A 14,524-nucleotide genomic window follows, 5' to 3' on the forward strand; every position below is an offset into this window, starting at 1 on the left:
TTTTTTAAGCAGCAAATCACTAGAGACCTGACATCCGGGCTCAGCCGTCAACGGGCTGCAGGGGCGTATCCAGCAGCAACTGGTAGAACGCCAGGTCCAACCAGCGGCCAAACTTGAAGCCGACTTGAGGCATATTGCCCACATGCTGAAAGCTTAGTCGCTGGTGCAGTGCAATGCTTGCGGCATTGGCCGCGTCAATCGCGCCGACCAGCACATGCACATCGCCCCTGCGCTTTGCCTCTGCAATCAATAGCTCCATCAACCGCAGGCCCAGACCCTTGCCGCGATGCGCGGGGTGAACATAGACAGAATGCTCGACCGTGTACTTATACGCCGGGTAGGCGCGAAAGCTGCCCCAGCAGCAAAAGCCCAGAAGCTCGCCAGCGGCGTCTTCTATACCAATTACGGGAAAGCCACCAGCGCTCTTCGCATCAAACCAGCTGACCATGTTTTGCGCGGTGCGCGGCTGGTAGTCGTAGAGCGCGGTGGAGTTGGCTATGGCGTCGTTAAAAATGTCCAGAATGGCGGCGGCGTGGCGCTGGTGCGTGCATTGCACTATTTGCAGGTCGTTCATTGTTTCTCCGGCAGCGTGGCCCTGCCCCAATGCTCACGGGCGGCAGGCTTGCTGGCTGCCTATTATCGGCAGCAACGCGGGGGCAAATAGGCAGTTACGTGAATTAAGCTCCCGTTAACTGCACAGAGCGGGCTGCTTTCTTAATTGAAGCCAAATAAGTCTCTGGCGCTTATCTATCAGGCGTAAGCAGCTATCAAGTTTGATGATTTATTGCTCTACATAAGCTCCAGTGACCTTGCCGTGGTCGTCGGTGATCATGCTGGTTTTGACCTGCCAGACCAAGCCAGCCAACCCGGGCACGGTGTATTCGCCGTCGCGGCCTTTAACGGCTTGCTTCCACGCCTGCATTTGCGCGGGGGTCAGGCTGAGCTTGAGCTCATGGTCGCTATGCCAGTCGAGCAGACCGCCTTCGCTGTCGCCTGCAGGCACCAGCTCCAGCGTGGAGCCGTCGCCCGCCAGTATCAAGGGACGACCATGCGGCAGGCGCGCAGGCAGCATGGCTTTGAGGTCGCGCACGCCCAGACTGCCGAGCTTGATGACGGTCTGCGGGCTGCGCAGCAGGCGCTTGCGCTGGGTAAAGCCCAGCACATCGTTATAGAGCACGCCAGTCTTGGAGCCATCACGGGCAGCGCCAGCATCAATGGCGGCCTGCACATCGGGCAGCTCGTGCAGACTGGGGCGGGCCAGGTTGGCAATCCACAGCGGCATATAGGGCAGCATGGCTTGCAACGCGCCCTGCACATTCCAGCGGCCCACTTCGCGCAGCTCATCGCTGGTCAGCGCCACCAGTTGCAAAAATATCAGGTCGCCATAGGGAGTGTGGATGGGGGCCAGTTCGGGGTCTGGCACAAAGCCCATTTCGGTCAGCAGCGTATCGGCTCCGGTCTTGATGGGGCCGTTGGCCGTCATCCAGTGGCCGGGCGCGAAGACGTTGCCGGTGCGAAAGACATAGCGCGCCATGTTTTGCAGAAAATTCAGAGGCCAAGCCGGTGGTTCTTGCTCGTCCACATCACGCGCCAGCCTGAAGGTCATCTCAAAACCGTAGCCGCTAGGCTTTTCCGGAGCGATATCATAGCTGTCGTCCAGATCGCCATACAGGTCGCTGAAGCCGTAGGTGACGTAATGCCAGTGAGGCCCGCCATGCTCGCTGCGGTAGACGCTGATACCGTCCAGCGGGTCAGCCCCACCCAGACGGAACCTGATGGCCGTGCCGTAATGCGCCGGCTGCTGGTCGCCATAAACCATCTGCAATGCGGCGTCGATTGCACCCCAGCCCTGGCAGCCCTCTTCCTCAGGGTTCTGAGGGGCAGAGTCGTGGGTATTGCGGGAATTCATGGCTTTTTCTCCTTTGCACTGAGTATCCATGCAGGAGAAAGCCGCTTGAGCGGGGTTACAAACGGAAATGTGAGCGAGCGTTTCGCGCCTACATGGCTTTCAAGCCTGCTCAGCCCTCACCACATGGCGCTTGAACGCCCTATAGCTAAGGCACACAATCAACACTTTCTTCACAAGGAGCAACATATGCTGGACTGGAACGAATACCGCAAGGAACTGGCTGGCCGATTGGGTGAATTTGCTGAACTGAGCCCCGGCACCATGGAGGGCTACAAGGCGCTGTCTAGCGCTGGCAGGAAGACCGGCCACCTGGACGCCAAGACCCGTGAGCTGATCGCCATTGCCGTGGGCGTGACCACGCGCTGCGACGGTTGCATTGCTGTGCATACCAAGGCCGCCAAGGCTGCCGGTGCCAGCAAGGAAGAAATTGCCGAAGCGCTGGGCGTCGCCGTGGCGCTGAATGCCGGTGCGGCCATGGTGTACTCGGCCCGCGCACTGGACGCACTGGGTGAATAAGCCCTAAACACAATAGCAGCCAACGCTTGATCTGCTTGGGCCTGCGCTGCTATAGGCAAATTTATTGATTGATTTAAAGCACGACCTGCGTACCCAGCTCCACCACCTGGTTCGCAGGCAGCTTGAAATACGTGGTCGCACTGGCGGACTGCCGCGTCATCCAGCCAAACAGGGCGCAGCGCCAGCTGGGCAGACCGCCAGGCCCGTTCATCACCTGCACTCGGGCCACAAAGAAGCTGGTGGTCATGGGGTTGAGGTTGGGGGTTTCGCCTTTCGCATCCGGTGTGATCAGCTTCAGAGCGGTGGGAATGTCGGGCTGCTCGCGAAAACCAAAATGCATGTCCAGCGTCCACACGCCACTGCACAGGCGCTTGAGCTGCAGGCGCTGCGCGGTGTGCACATACGGCGTGTTCTCGTTGACCACGTGCAAAAACACCGTTTGCTCATGCATGACCTTGAAGTGTTTGAGGTTGTGGAACAGCGCGTTAGGCACTAGCTTGGGGTCTGAAGTCAGATACACAGCCGTGCCAGACACCACGGGCACGCCTTTCATGGGCGTGCTCAGAAAATCGGCCATGGGTATATCAAGACGCCGCCGATGCTCGGCCACTCGCTGCGTGCCGTCGCGCCAGGTCGTCAGCGCAATAAAGATCAGTGCACCCAGCGTCAGCGGCAGCCAGCCGCCCTGCTCCAGCTTGGTCAGGTTGGAGGCAAAAAATCCAATCTCCAGCAGTGCAAAGCAGGCCAGCGCAGCCAGCGTCACCCGCCTGAAGGGGCGCCTTCCCAGATACACCACAAAGCCCACCAGCATGGTGGTTATGAGCATGGTGCCCGATACCGCAATGCCATAGGCCGCCGCCAGCGCACCCGAGGATTTGAAGGCCAGCACCAGCGCAATCACCGCCAGCAGCATTAGCCAGTTCACACTGGGAATGTAGATCTGGCCCTGCTCCTGGTCCGAGGTGTGCAGCACACGCACGCGCGGCAGATAACCGAGGCGGCTGGCCTGCAGCGTCATGGAGTACGCGCCCGAGATGGTGGCCTGCGAGGCAATCACCGTCGCCGCCGTGGCCAGCACCACAAAGACCAGCAGCCACGAGGGCGAAGCCAGCAAAAAGAAGGGATTGCTGGCCGCCGCCGCATCACGCAGTATCAGCGCGCCCTGACCGAAGTAATTCAGAATCAGGCTGGGAAACACCAGCCCGTACCAGCCCAGCCGCACGGCGCGGCTGCCGAAGTGGCCCATATCGGCATACAGCGCCTCGGCCCCGGTCATGGCCAGAAATACGGCGGAGAGCAGGAAGAAAGCCTTGTCCGTGTGCTGCACCGCAAAGCGCAGCGCATGCACCGGGTTGACGGCCTGCAGCACCATCGGCGTTTGCAAAATACTGGCCACACCCACCCAGGCAATACAGAGAAACCAGACGACGGTGACCGGCCCAAACAGCTTGCCCACTACGCTGGTGCCCTTCATCTGAATGGAAAACAGGCCGATCAAAATACCGATGGTGATGGGCACGATGAAATGCTCAAACTCTGGCGTGGCAATGCTCATGCCTTCAACGGCCGACAGCACCGAAATGGCCGGGGTGATGATGGCATCGCCATAGAACAGCGCCGCGGCAAACACGCCCGCCCCTACAACAAAGCGCGAGCGCCGAGACTCATCACCCATCACCCGATGCGCCAGCGCGGTCAGGGCCAGCACGCCACCTTCGCCATCGTTGTCATGGCTGAGTACCAGCCAGACATATTTGATTGCCACGATGATGATCAAAGCCCACAGCAGCGCCGAAAGCGCGGCCAGCACATTCTCTGGCGAGACCCCCAGCCCGTGGCCGCCGACAAACGCCTCTTTGAAGGCGTAAAGCGGACTGGTGCCGATATCGCCAAAAACCACCCCCAGAGCCGCCAGCGTCAAAGCCGACTGGCTGCTGCCCTGCCCCTTGCTTCCATCCCCCTGAAGCCCATGATTGTTCTGTGACATAGCGGTGCTTTACAGTGATAAAGGCCGCGTTCCGGCGCGCGGCTTCGGGTCAGTATGGCATGGCTTGAGAAATTGAAAAGCCTCTGTCATTCAGGACTCAGAACCCTTGCTCTTGATGCAATCTTGATAGCAGGCAGCGCAAACCATATAAGGGCTTGAGACCCGAATCCCTAGATTCAAGGCATCACAACCACCGGCTTGAGTCTTCAAGCCCGCTTTCGTATGAAGCCTGTCGCCATCCTCCAGCATGAAGCCTCGCAAGGCCCCGGCATCCTGCTAGACCATCTGCGTCAGCAAGACATTGCCCATGTGTTGCTGGACCCCTGCGCCGAAGGCTCGGCGCCAGCCGATGCACGCGACTATCGCGGCATCATCGTACTGGGCAGCAACCACTGCGCCAACGAGCAGCTGCGCTGGATAGACGATGAGCGCTGCCTGCTGCAAAGCGCGCTGCAGCACGATGTTCCTGTGCTTGGTCACTGCTTTGGGGCCCAGATGCTGGCCCGTGCCATGGGTGCCCGCGTCTGGCGCAACCCCTGCCCCAATATCGGCTGGAGCCAGGTCCACATCACGCCATGCGCCCAGCAGCTAATGGATTTGCCCGCACAAGCCATCCTGTTTAACTGGCATTACGACACCTTCGAGATTACCCAGGCCGCCACGCGCACCATGTACGGACAGCATTGCCTGAACAAAGGCTTTGTCCATGGTCGCCACTGGGCGTTTCAAGGCCATCTGGAGGTGACCGAAGCCAGCGTGCGCCAATGGTGCAGCGACGGTCATGACGAGTTGCTCCAGGCCCAAGGCCCAGCGGTGCAAAGCAAAGCCCAGATTCTGGCCCAGTTGCCGCTGCATATCGCCGCCTTGCACACCATGGCTTTGCGCACCTACGGAGCCTGGACAGCCAACCTGGATCGACCCGTATCAGTACCAGTCGCGGCTTCCACTTTCGATAAAATCAGGCTCAAGTCCAGTGATTACCTGCGCATGACGCTATGAATTCCTAAGCATGGGCAATGACAGCTCAGAACCAGACAGAAGTTAAGCTGCAAGCCTTGGCATATCAACCGCCGGCCGGCCCGGCCTCAAAAGGAAAGCGCGCATGAGCACACCGGTTCCCGCCGAAATACTCTCCATCTGGAACAGTGGCAGCAAGGTGCTGGCCATCAAGCTGCTGCGCGAGCAAAGCGGCCTGGGGCTGGCCGAGGCCAAGCAGCTGCTTGAATCTACCGACGCCGATGCCGATGCCGCAGATTCACCGCCGACATTGAACAGCGCCATCCCCGCCAGCGTCGAGCTGCGCATTCACGCCGCCATGGCCAGCGGCAACAAGCTGGAAGCCGTCAAGCTGCTCAAAGAAGCCACAGGGCTTGGACTGGCCGAAGCCAAGGAGCGTATAGACGAAGCCATGCAGGGCGAACCCTTGAACCTGGAAACAGCCCTGCATCAACCCACCCCACCCAATGCCGCCTCAAGCGCGCCGGGTGAGGTCAAGAGCAGCCACGGCATCCTCTGGCTCGCGCTGATACTGGTGGCGCTGGCCTGGGGCGCGTGGTTTTATTTCAAGGCGGCCTGAGTCTCTGGCGACTGCGCCGCATTCTGCCAGCCGCCGCCCAGCGCCTGATACAGCGCCACGGCATTTTCCAGCTGTGACTGGCGCAGGCGCACCACTTCTTGTTGCACGCCGAACAGATTGCGCTGTGCATCCAGCTGGTCCAGATAGCTGGCGTAACCTGCGTCATAGCGATCTTTGGCAAAGCCCAGCGTCTGGCTCAGCACTTTTTCACGCTCTTTGGCTCGCTGCCACTGGGTTTGCAGATGCTCGGTGCTGACCAGCGCCGTCTCCACATCGCCAAAGGCTTTGATGACTACGCCGCGATAGGCGTAGGCCGCCTGATCGCGCTGGGCGCTGGCGGCATCGAACTGGCCTTGCAAACGCCCACCGCTAAAGAGTGGCGCGAGAATGCTGCCGCCCAGTGACCAGATCCGCGCCGGGTTGTAATCCAGCGCGTTGATGAACAGGCTGCCCAGGTTGGCACTCAAACTCACTTGTGGCAAAAAGGCGGCACGCTGGGCGGCCAGGTTGCTGTCGCTGGCGGCCAGTTGCAGCTGGGCACGGGCGATGTCGGGGCGGCGCTCCAGCAAGCTGGAAGGCAAGCCCGGTGCTGGCATCACAGGCAAGGCCATGGAGCTGAAAGCGGCACCATCAGCCATCGTCGCCTGCACCAGCTCTTGCGCCTGCGCATCACCAGAGCCCCCCACCAGCTGCATCAGCGCAATGCGCTGACGCTGCAACGCCAGAGTGAGCTGCTCCAGCGATTGCTTGACGCTTTCCAGCTCCGCCAGCGCCTGACTTTGCTGCAACTGCGAGATATAGCCCACACGCACCTGATCGGTGAGCAGGCGCACGGCCTCTTCACGCGAATGCACGGTGGACTGAGCTACAGCGATTTGTGCCTGCAGCGATCGCAGGCCGATATAGGCCTGGGCCGTGGTGGCGGCCACCATGAGCTGCACAGCATCGCGATCGGCCTGACTGGCTTGCAGGCGCAGATCAGCCGCTTTGCTCAGGCTGCCCAGACGGTTCCACAAATCCAGCTCCCAACTGGCTTGCAGCACAGGCTGGGCCGAGCGCACATGCACCATCTGGCCAGTTCTGGCGCTCAGGCTGCGGTTTGCCGAGCCCGGCGCACTGACGGCGAGCTGAGGCATGGCGCCCGCACCGGCCACATCGACATTGGCACGCGCCTCATCGACACGAGCCATGGCGGTGAGTACGTCGTTATTGCGTTCCAGCGCCAGCTCTACCCAGCGACTCAATTGCGCATCTGAAAAGGCTTGCCACCACAGGGCTTGAACGGCCGCGGCCTTGTTGCCAGACTGACTCCAGCTTGCAGGCACGGCGGGCTGAGCGCTGCTGGGGGCATGGGTCAGACTGGGTACGCTGCAAGCGGTCAGCAGCAGCGCTGCGGCCATGGGCACGGCACGCCGCATCAGGTCATTCATGGAACGCTTCATGGCTTGACCTGCTCGGCAGCAGGCGCTGCAGATTTTTGAGTCAAATCGGCCTCAGCCGCTTTCTGGGAAAGCGCAGGGCGCTCTACTTTTTGCGCCGTATTTTGTGCCGTATCGAGGCGCACGATCACCGACATGCCGGGGCGCAGGCGTGCGGCTTCGCTCTGGCCTTCATCAATGGATATCTTGATGGGCAGGCGCTGCACCACCTTGGTGAAATTGCCAGTGGCGTTATCGGCCTTGAGCACGCTGAACTCAGAGCCCGTGGCCGGAGCGATCTCCTGCACATGACCATTCAGGTACACGCCGCCCAGCGCATCCACGCTAAAGCGCACGGTCTGACCCATCTGCACATGAGCAGTCTGCGTTTCCTTGAAATTGGCCACCACCCAGAAGGTGGGCGGCACCACATACATGAGCTGGGTCCCCGCCGCCACGTACTGGCCCATGCGCACGGACACTTCGCTGACCTGCCCGTTGCTGGGCGCGTGAACCACGGTGTTGTCCAGATTGATCTGGGCCTGGCGCAGCTGGGCCTCTGCCATCTGCACCTGCGCCTTGAGCGAATCGCGGCCCACGATGGTGGCCTTGATTTTTTCTTGATTGATTTCGATATCGGCCTGCGCCTTGGCCACATTGGTGCTGGCCATGCGGGAGGTGGCGCGTACTTTGTCCCGTTCATTCAATGAAACCGAGCCGCGCTCGGCCAGCTCCTGCACGCGCTTGAGTTCAGCCTGCGAGCGTTCTGCCTCAGCCTGCACCGCCGCCAGGCCTGCGCGGCTGGCACCCAGCGTGGCCCTGTTCTGGGCCTGCGCCTGTTCGGAGTTGCTGAGCTGCGCCTGTGCATTAGCCAATTGGGCCTGGGCCTGCGCCACTGCAGCTTCATAAGTGCGACTGTCAATACGCACCAGCGGCTGGCCCGCCTTGACCTGCTCGTAGTCTTTGACCAGCACCTCGGTCACATAACCATTGACCTGCGGCGCCAGCACGGTGACAGCGCCGCGCACATAGGCGTTGTCCGTGGTCACCACCGAGCTGTTGAAGGGGAAAAGATTCCAGGCACGCAGCACCAGCAAGATGCCGACCAGCGCCACCAGCGCCATGATGAGCACACTGCGCAGTGAGGGGCTGATTTTCTTGGGCGTAGGGGGCAAAGCCGCAGCCGGAGTTGAGGCCGGAGCCGGTGCAGGCGATGGTGCGGACGCCTGGGCGGAAGATGTGTTTTTTTGACTGTCGCTCATGCTCAATCTCTTGGTGTTATCGGTTTGAGTTCATTGGCCGGGGCTTGCGGGGTGATTTTTCGCTCCAGCGCTTCTTCAAGCGCAAGGGCCTGAGGGTTGTCTTGCAGCGGGTCGCGGCTGGCCAGAACGGCCTGTTCACCCGCCTCTGCCGCTTGCGCTGCGGCAGACAGCTGCTGTGCCTGCTCGCCTTCAATCACGACCGTTCGCACGGGGCTGGCACAAGGGGTTTGCTGGCCCTCCTCCACATCGCCCCGAGCATCGGTTTCTGTGGGCTGCACGACGAAGGTCACGCGGCCGGCATGGGGTGGCTCGGCTGATCTCTCTGCAGCCGTGGCAATAGTGCTGGCAGCAGTGCTGGCGACCGATGGCGCACGCTGGGGTACGCCATCCGTACCCGCTGCAGCCACCACTTGATTGCCGCTGAGCCGCGTCAGGGCGCGCAGCCGGGCCATGGCACGGCGCACGTTCAAAGCACCCCACAGCAGCCAGAGCAAATAACCCATGGCGATGCAAGCGGTCAGTGCAAATACATCGTTATAGGCGCGCATATTGGCCTCGCGCCGCACGACTTGCGATAGCTGTAGCGTGCCTTGATTGGTGCGCATGGCTGTGTCTGGGGTAACGCGGCCATAGACCTGCGCTTGCAGCTTGAGCCGCTCGGCCACCACGGGGTCGGTGGGCCTGAGCTGATCGACCAGCGCGACGGAGTAAACCTGCTGCCGGTGCACCTGATAAGTGCTCAGCAAAGCCGAGCCGATCAGCCCGCCCATGGCCTGCGTCATGGAAAAAGTCAGCACCACGGTGAGCATGTGGTTGGCACCGTATTTGAGGCCCAGTGCTAGCCCCATCATCATCAGCGGTCCCATGAAGATGCCTGTGCCGACGGCCAGCACAAACTGGCTGAAGAAAAAGTCTGCGGGCCGATCCAGACTGGTGTGGTGCAAGTCCAGAAAAGCGGCCAGCGCCAGCAACACCAGAGCAGCCAGAATCTGCTTGCCTAAATGAGGAATGCCGAAGGTGGCCGCAGACAAGCCAATCCCTATCATGGTACCCAGCAAGATGACGCCGAACAGCGGCTGCATCTGGTCGGTGGTCATGCCCAGTGTGCGCATCAAGCCCACCACGCCATAGCTTTGCTCAGCCGTTAAAAAACGCAGCAAGATGGCGCCGACCACAAAACGCACGGTAGGCCACTGCATAAACCAGCGCGTATGAACCATGGGGTTGGTGCGGTGGTGCTCGATGTAGAGCGCTGTGCTGAGCAGCGCAATTGCGCCCACCAGCATCCAGGCCAGACTGGGTGCATCAAACCACCAGCGCGAATAGCCCTGAACCAGCACGGCAATCAGCAGGCCAAGGCCTGGCACCATGAGACAAAAAGTGACGAAGTCCAGCTTTTCAAAGGCTTTGATATACATGCCCGAGGGCAGCTTGAGCACTACCACGGCAGCAAATGAAAGCAGCGCCAGCCCGGCTTCAAACAGGTAGAGGTTTTGCCATTCGCTGTTGTAGAGCAGCCCCGGCGACATGATCCAGGCCAGTGGTGTGGCCAGTTGAACCACGCCCACGCCCAGCACTAGCATCTTGAGCACATAGGTGCGCGGCGCTGCCTGCAGCATGTAGAGCGTGCACAGCGAGGTGCAGGCTGCCGCCGCCAAGCCGCTGGCAGCGCGCAGCAAAATCAGGCTTTCATAGCTGCCCAGCACCAGATGCAGCACGCTCAGCGCGGCGTAAACACCCAACCCGATCTCCGTAAACAAGCGCATGCCGTATTGCTGGCGAAATTTGTAGACCAGCAGATTGGCCGTCATATTGAACATGACGTAAGCGCCGCTCAGCCATGCGGCTTCGACCGAAGTCAGGCCCATTTGCCCCTGAATTGTTGGCAGGTTGGCGCTAAACAAAGCATTCCCAAGACCACCGGTCAGCCCGAGCAAAACGGCAATCAACCCATAGCAAACGCGCACCCATGGCAGGTGATGCGGCATGGCCGGCGAGCCGGGCAGCGCAGGTTTTTCATGCTCGGCCCAGTCCGGCGGGCGACGCAGCAAGATGACAGGGCCCAGAGGGATGGCCGGCGCTGCGGAAGCAGTACTGGGGGTTGGTGCTGCGGCTTGGCTCATACCGTCTCAGGCCTTGATTCCATCCAGAATGATTTGCAAAGCGCGGCGGGCCAGTTGTTTGCGCTGCGCAGGGGTTTCGCCGCGAAGTGCACCGCCCAGCATGCCAAACACCAGCGAAAGCTCTTTGGAGTTCAGCGTCTGCTTGCACAGGCCTTTGACCACGGCGCGCTTCATGGGCTCTTCAAACACCAGCCACATCTGGTGGCGTGCCCGTGCGATTTCCTCGTCGCCTTGCTCTACCGTGCGCCAGTAATCGACCAGCGTGGCAGACACAGCGATGCGATCCGCCACCAGCGCCAGCAACTTGAAGAAGGCCATATCGTCATCGCGCAGCGCAAAGGCAGCGGTGCGAGTCTTCTCTACCGAACGCTCCAGCAGCGCCAGCATGATGGCCTGACGATCTGGGAACTGGCGGTACAGCGTGGCTCGGCCCACCTGGGCGCGTTCCACAATCAAGTCCAATGGCGCAGTCACGCCATGCTCGGCAAATACGGCATCGGCCGCATCCAGCAACTGGGCGCGGCGTTCGGCGGATGGGGGGCGTGGTGTGGACATTGCAGCCATTATCGGACAACTTTGTCCGATAATGGCTGCACCTACATTTTCCCCTTGTCGGTTCAGGGTCAGAAAAAGTGGTTTTTAAATCAGCGGCAGCAGGTTACGACGGCTGAAAAATTCACGGCGTAACCCGGTCAGCGGGTCATCAAATGCCAGGCTGCGCGCCAGCAATTGCAAAGGGTTGGAGTAGTCACCCGGCAGCGCATCGTTGACCTCGGGATACAGCGCATCGCCCTTCAACGGCAGGCCCAGCGCCAGCATATGCACGCGCAACTGGTGGCGCTTGCCGGATACCGGGCTGAGCCGGTAACGCGCCCATGCGTCGTTGTGCTCGATGATGTCCATCTGCGTGCGGCTATTGGGCTCGCCCGCCACTTCATGCATGCGAAAGAACTGGCTGCTTTCTTCCATGCGGCTCACATGCTCACGCGGGAATGCTAGATCAGCCCGGTAAGGCGCCACCGCCTCATAGCTCTTGTGAATGCTCCGCTCTCGAAACAAGGCCTGATACACGCCCCGCGTAGCGCGCTGCACCGAAAACACCACCAGCCCCGCCGTGTCGCGGTCTATGCGGTGAATGGGCGAGAGCTCAGGCACATCAAAATCGCGTTTCAAGCGCACCAGCAAGGTGTTTTGCAGATACTGGCCCGCAGGCACCACGGGCAGAAAATGCGGCTTGTCTGCAACCAGCAAATGCTCGTCGCGGTAGACCACCTCGGCCACAAACGGAATCTCGGGCTCACTATCCAGCTTGCGGTAGTAGTAATAGCGCAGGCCGGGGGCAAACAAGCTGCCCTGCCCGGCTTGCTCCCCCGTCTCGCACACCACCTCGCCCACCGCCATGCGGCGCAGCCATTCAACGCGGCCCACCGTGTGCAGGCGTTCACACAGAAAATCGATCAACAAGCCCTCACCCTGACTGGGAGCCACCACGCAGCTGGGACTGATGCCATCGCGCTGCGGCAAGACTTTGGGATCATGAGAGTTGTGCATGGCGCACAATTTTAGTGCGCGAAGGGGCCTCCAACGACTTGTACCCCATCACCCCAGCCGTCTGCCCGAACAAGACCACCGAGACCTTAGACAACCGGCTTTTCCATACTGGTCAACGCAGAATCCGCAAGTAGCTCTGCGCTGACCGGTGCCAGCGTGGCACGCAGTCGGTCACCGGCGACAGGAGGAGGCTTGGGTGGACGGATATCCAGCGAGCGCTCCACCATGCCGATATGCTCCAGCATCAAGGTCTTGGCCGCTTCGGTATCCCCTCGCTCCAGCGCAGCCACGATGCGCTCGTGCTCGGCACACGACTGATTCGCGCTGTGCGTGGACTGGTAGAGCGTGGCGGCCAGCGTGGTGCGGGCCGTGAGATCGCGCAGCGTTAATGCCAGCAAACGATGACCCATTTGCTCGGCCAGGCAGACATGGAAATCGGCCAGCAAAAAGGCACGCGTGGCCGCATCTGCGCCCTCTATGACCTGCTGCTCCTGGGCGATGTGGCGGCGCAACTGGCCGATCACACTTTGCATGGGGCGACCGGCTTCGCTCAAGATGCCGGTCTCGATGATGCGCCGCGCGGCAAAGGCGTCCTGTGCCTCTTCCACCGTGGGCTGAACCACATACCAGCCCCGCCTTGGCTGAACCTGTACAAAGCCGCGCGCCTGCAACTGCATCAGCGCTTCACGCACCATGGTGCGGCTGACGGCGAAATTGTCGGCCAGCTCCTGCTCCCCCAGGCGTTCGCCGGGCGCCAGTTTCTGGGCCAGGATGGATTCCACCACGCGCTCGGCGATATGTAGGGGGATACAGGGTTCATTAGACGACCGGGTGGGCAGGAAGGATGGGAGAAGCCGACTGGACAAGCGGTGCCGGGCTGAGGACATCGGCAGGCTCAGGATTGTCAACCAGACCATCAAGCACCGCATGAGCGCGTTCACGATCGATATCACCTTCCCAGGCTGCGATGGCCACGGTGGCCACACAGTTGCCGATCAGATTGCCGACAGCACGGGCAATGCCCATGAACCAGTCTACAGACAATACCAGCACCAGTCCGATGGCGGGAATCGCAGGAATCGCATGCAGGGTGGCAGCCAGAACCACAATGGCCGAGCCCGGCACACCATGGGCACCCTTGGACGTGACCAGGGCGATGGCCAGAATGGTCAGCAGATCGGCCATGCCGATGGGCGTATTCGTTGCCTGAGCGATGAACACGGCAGCCAGCGTAATGTAGATCGAGAAGGCGTCAAGATTGAAGGAATATCCCGTGGGGATCACCAGACCTACGGTGGAATCACGCACACCCATGTTACGCAGCTTGGCCATGATCTGGGGCAGCACGCTGTCGGACGATGTGGTCGCAAAGACCACGGCCAGTTCCTCACGCAGATAGCGCAGCAGCTTGATCAGGCTGAAGCCCGACAGGCGCATCACCAGGCCCAGCACCACGAAGACGAAAAAGGCCACGGCCACATAGAACAGCAGCACCAGCATGCCCAGCTGCTTAAGCGAGCCAATGCCGTACTGGCCCACGGTAAACGAGATCGCTCCCAGCACGCCCAGAGGCGCCAGCTTGATGATGATGCCCATGATCTTGAACAGCACATGCGACAGCGTGTCGATAAAGGCGCTCACCGGAGCGCCTCGCTCGCCCAGCATGCTCAGGCCACAGCCGAACAACACGGCAAACAACAGCACCTGCAGCACATCGCCCGTGGCGAAGGCCTGCACCACCGTGGTCGGGATGAGCTTCATCAAAAAGTCCACCGTACCGCCGCTGGTCAGCTTGTCGGCATTGCTGGCGTACGCGCTCATGGCCGAGGCATCCAATTTGCTCGTGTCCACATTCATGCCCGTGCCCGGCTGAAAGACAAAGGCCAGCACCAGGCCCAGCGCCAGGGCGACGGTAGTCAGCACTTCAAAGTAGATCAGCGCCTTGACGCCGACACGGCCCACGCGCTTGAGGTCGCCTGCGCCCGCGATGCCATGCACCACCACACAGAACACCAGCACGGGGATGATCATCTTGATGAGTTTGATGAAGCCATCGCCCAAGGGCTTGAGTTTGGCGGCCCACTCAGGGGCCAATAATCCGGCGAGCACACCCAGAATGAGTGCGATCACCACCTGTCCGAAAAGTGATTTGGCAAAGCGGCGCATAGTCGTCTTTCGCATG

The 14,524-nt window shown here is 60.9% G+C and carries 13 protein-coding genes; 3 read left to right on the forward strand and 10 right to left on the reverse strand.

Annotated features, from left to right (window positions below; translation table 11 throughout):
- Nucleotides 1-40: 40 nt before the first annotated feature.
- Both CLU84_RS10115 and CLU84_RS10120 read right to left on the reverse strand, forming a co-directional pair.
- Complete coding sequence (locus tag CLU84_RS10115) at nt 41-574, reverse strand: GNAT family N-acetyltransferase (RefSeq protein ID WP_099737053.1); 534 nt, start codon at nt 572-574, stop codon at nt 41-43.
- 207 nt (nt 575-781) lie between these two features.
- The gene (locus tag CLU84_RS10120; protein ID WP_099737054.1) at nt 782-1,909 is read right to left on the reverse strand and encodes a suppressor of fused domain protein; all 1,128 of its coding nucleotides are present in this window, start codon (nt 1,907-1,909) and stop codon (nt 782-784) included.
- A 186-nt stretch (nt 1,910-2,095) separates the two neighbouring features.
- On the opposite strand from CLU84_RS10120, the gene CLU84_RS10125 reads away from it, so the two are divergent.
- Nucleotides 2,096-2,425, forward strand: a complete 330-nt coding sequence (locus CLU84_RS10125) for a carboxymuconolactone decarboxylase family protein (protein ID WP_099737055.1) — start codon at nt 2,096-2,098, stop codon at nt 2,423-2,425.
- Nucleotides 2,426-2,498: 73 nt separating this feature from the next.
- Here the strand turns inward: CLU84_RS10125 and CLU84_RS10130 are convergent, their stop codons facing one another.
- Nucleotides 2,499-4,412, reverse strand: coding sequence for a potassium transporter Kup (locus CLU84_RS10130; RefSeq protein ID WP_199173719.1), 1,914 nt, complete (start codon nt 4,410-4,412; stop codon nt 2,499-2,501).
- Between the two features lie 222 nt (nt 4,413-4,634).
- On the opposite strand from CLU84_RS10130, the gene CLU84_RS10135 reads away from it, so the two are divergent.
- Together CLU84_RS10135 and CLU84_RS10140 are read left to right on the forward strand one after the other, a co-directional pair.
- Nucleotides 4,635-5,411 (forward strand): type 1 glutamine amidotransferase, encoded by a 777-nt coding sequence (locus CLU84_RS10135; RefSeq protein WP_099737056.1) that lies wholly within the window; start codon nt 4,635-4,637, stop codon nt 5,409-5,411.
- 103 nt (nt 5,412-5,514) lie between these two features.
- Nucleotides 5,515-5,988 (forward strand): hypothetical protein, encoded by a 474-nt coding sequence (locus tag CLU84_RS10140; RefSeq protein WP_099737057.1) that lies wholly within the window; start codon nt 5,515-5,517, stop codon nt 5,986-5,988.
- Here CLU84_RS10140 and CLU84_RS10145 read toward each other — a convergent pair.
- The 7 genes from CLU84_RS10145 to CLU84_RS10175 form a co-directional block, all read right to left on the reverse strand.
- Entirely contained in the window at nt 5,970-7,430 is a 1,461-nt protein-coding gene (locus CLU84_RS10145) for an efflux transporter outer membrane subunit (RefSeq protein WP_099737058.1), read from the reverse strand. The two genes, CLU84_RS10140 and CLU84_RS10145, sit on opposite strands and share 19 nt — an antisense overlap.
- Nucleotides 7,427-8,668, reverse strand: coding sequence for an HlyD family secretion protein (locus CLU84_RS10150; protein WP_099737059.1), 1,242 nt, complete (start codon nt 8,666-8,668; stop codon nt 7,427-7,429). Before CLU84_RS10150 ends, CLU84_RS10145 begins: the two co-directional genes overlap by 4 nt.
- Before the next feature lie 2 nt (nt 8,669-8,670).
- Entirely contained in the window at nt 8,671-10,791 is a 2,121-nt protein-coding gene (locus CLU84_RS10155; RefSeq protein WP_099737060.1) for an MFS transporter, read from the reverse strand.
- Nucleotides 10,792-10,797: 6 nt separating this feature from the next.
- The gene (locus CLU84_RS10160) at nt 10,798-11,346 is read right to left on the reverse strand and encodes a TetR/AcrR family transcriptional regulator (RefSeq protein ID WP_099737970.1); all 549 of its coding nucleotides are present in this window, start codon (nt 11,344-11,346) and stop codon (nt 10,798-10,800) included.
- Between the two features lie 84 nt (nt 11,347-11,430).
- Nucleotides 11,431-12,342 (reverse strand): pseudouridine synthase, encoded by a 912-nt coding sequence (locus CLU84_RS10165; protein WP_099737061.1) that lies wholly within the window; start codon nt 12,340-12,342, stop codon nt 11,431-11,433.
- Between the two features lie 86 nt (nt 12,343-12,428).
- A complete protein-coding gene (locus CLU84_RS10170) occupies nt 12,429-13,181 on the reverse strand; it encodes a GntR family transcriptional regulator (RefSeq protein WP_369826856.1) in 753 nt (250 codons plus the stop codon).
- The gene (locus CLU84_RS10175) at nt 13,162-14,508 is read right to left on the reverse strand and encodes a C4-dicarboxylate transporter DctA (RefSeq protein ID WP_233210123.1); all 1,347 of its coding nucleotides are present in this window, start codon (nt 14,506-14,508) and stop codon (nt 13,162-13,164) included. Before CLU84_RS10175 ends, CLU84_RS10170 begins: the two co-directional genes overlap by 20 nt.
- Nucleotides 14,509-14,524: the final 16 nt, after the last annotated feature.

The sequence above is a fragment of the Comamonas sp. 26 genome (assembly GCF_002754475.1).
Lineage (GTDB): Bacteria > Pseudomonadota > Gammaproteobacteria > Burkholderiales > Burkholderiaceae_C > Comamonas.

Coding starts and splice junctions, on each gene's coding strand:
- CLU84_RS10115 (WP_099737053.1), bottom strand. CDS start 574: ATGAACGACCTGCAAATAGTGCAATGCACGCACCAGCGCCACGCCGCC.
- CLU84_RS10120 (WP_099737054.1), bottom strand. CDS start 1,909: ATGAATTCCCGCAATACCCACGACTCTGCCCCTCAGAACCCTGAGGAA.
- CLU84_RS10125 (WP_099737055.1), top strand. CDS start 2,096: ATGCTGGACTGGAACGAATACCGCAAGGAACTGGCTGGCCGATTGGGT.
- CLU84_RS10130 (WP_199173719.1), bottom strand. CDS start 4,412: ATGTCACAGAACAATCATGGGCTTCAGGGGGATGGAAGCAAGGGGCAG.
- CLU84_RS10135 (WP_099737056.1), top strand. CDS start 4,635: ATGAAGCCTGTCGCCATCCTCCAGCATGAAGCCTCGCAAGGCCCCGGC.
- CLU84_RS10140 (WP_099737057.1), top strand. CDS start 5,515: ATGAGCACACCGGTTCCCGCCGAAATACTCTCCATCTGGAACAGTGGC.
- CLU84_RS10145 (WP_099737058.1), bottom strand. CDS start 7,430: ATGAAGCGTTCCATGAATGACCTGATGCGGCGTGCCGTGCCCATGGCC.
- CLU84_RS10150 (WP_099737059.1), bottom strand. CDS start 8,668: ATGAGCGACAGTCAAAAAAACACATCTTCCGCCCAGGCGTCCGCACCA.
- CLU84_RS10155 (WP_099737060.1), bottom strand. CDS start 10,791: ATGAGCCAAGCCGCAGCACCAACCCCCAGTACTGCTTCCGCAGCGCCG.
- CLU84_RS10160 (WP_099737970.1), bottom strand. CDS start 11,346: ATGTCCACACCACGCCCCCCATCCGCCGAACGCCGCGCCCAGTTGCTG.
- CLU84_RS10165 (WP_099737061.1), bottom strand. CDS start 12,342: ATGCACAACTCTCATGATCCCAAAGTCTTGCCGCAGCGCGATGGCATC.
- CLU84_RS10175 (WP_233210123.1), bottom strand. CDS start 14,508: ATGCGCCGCTTTGCCAAATCACTTTTCGGACAGGTGGTGATCGCACTC.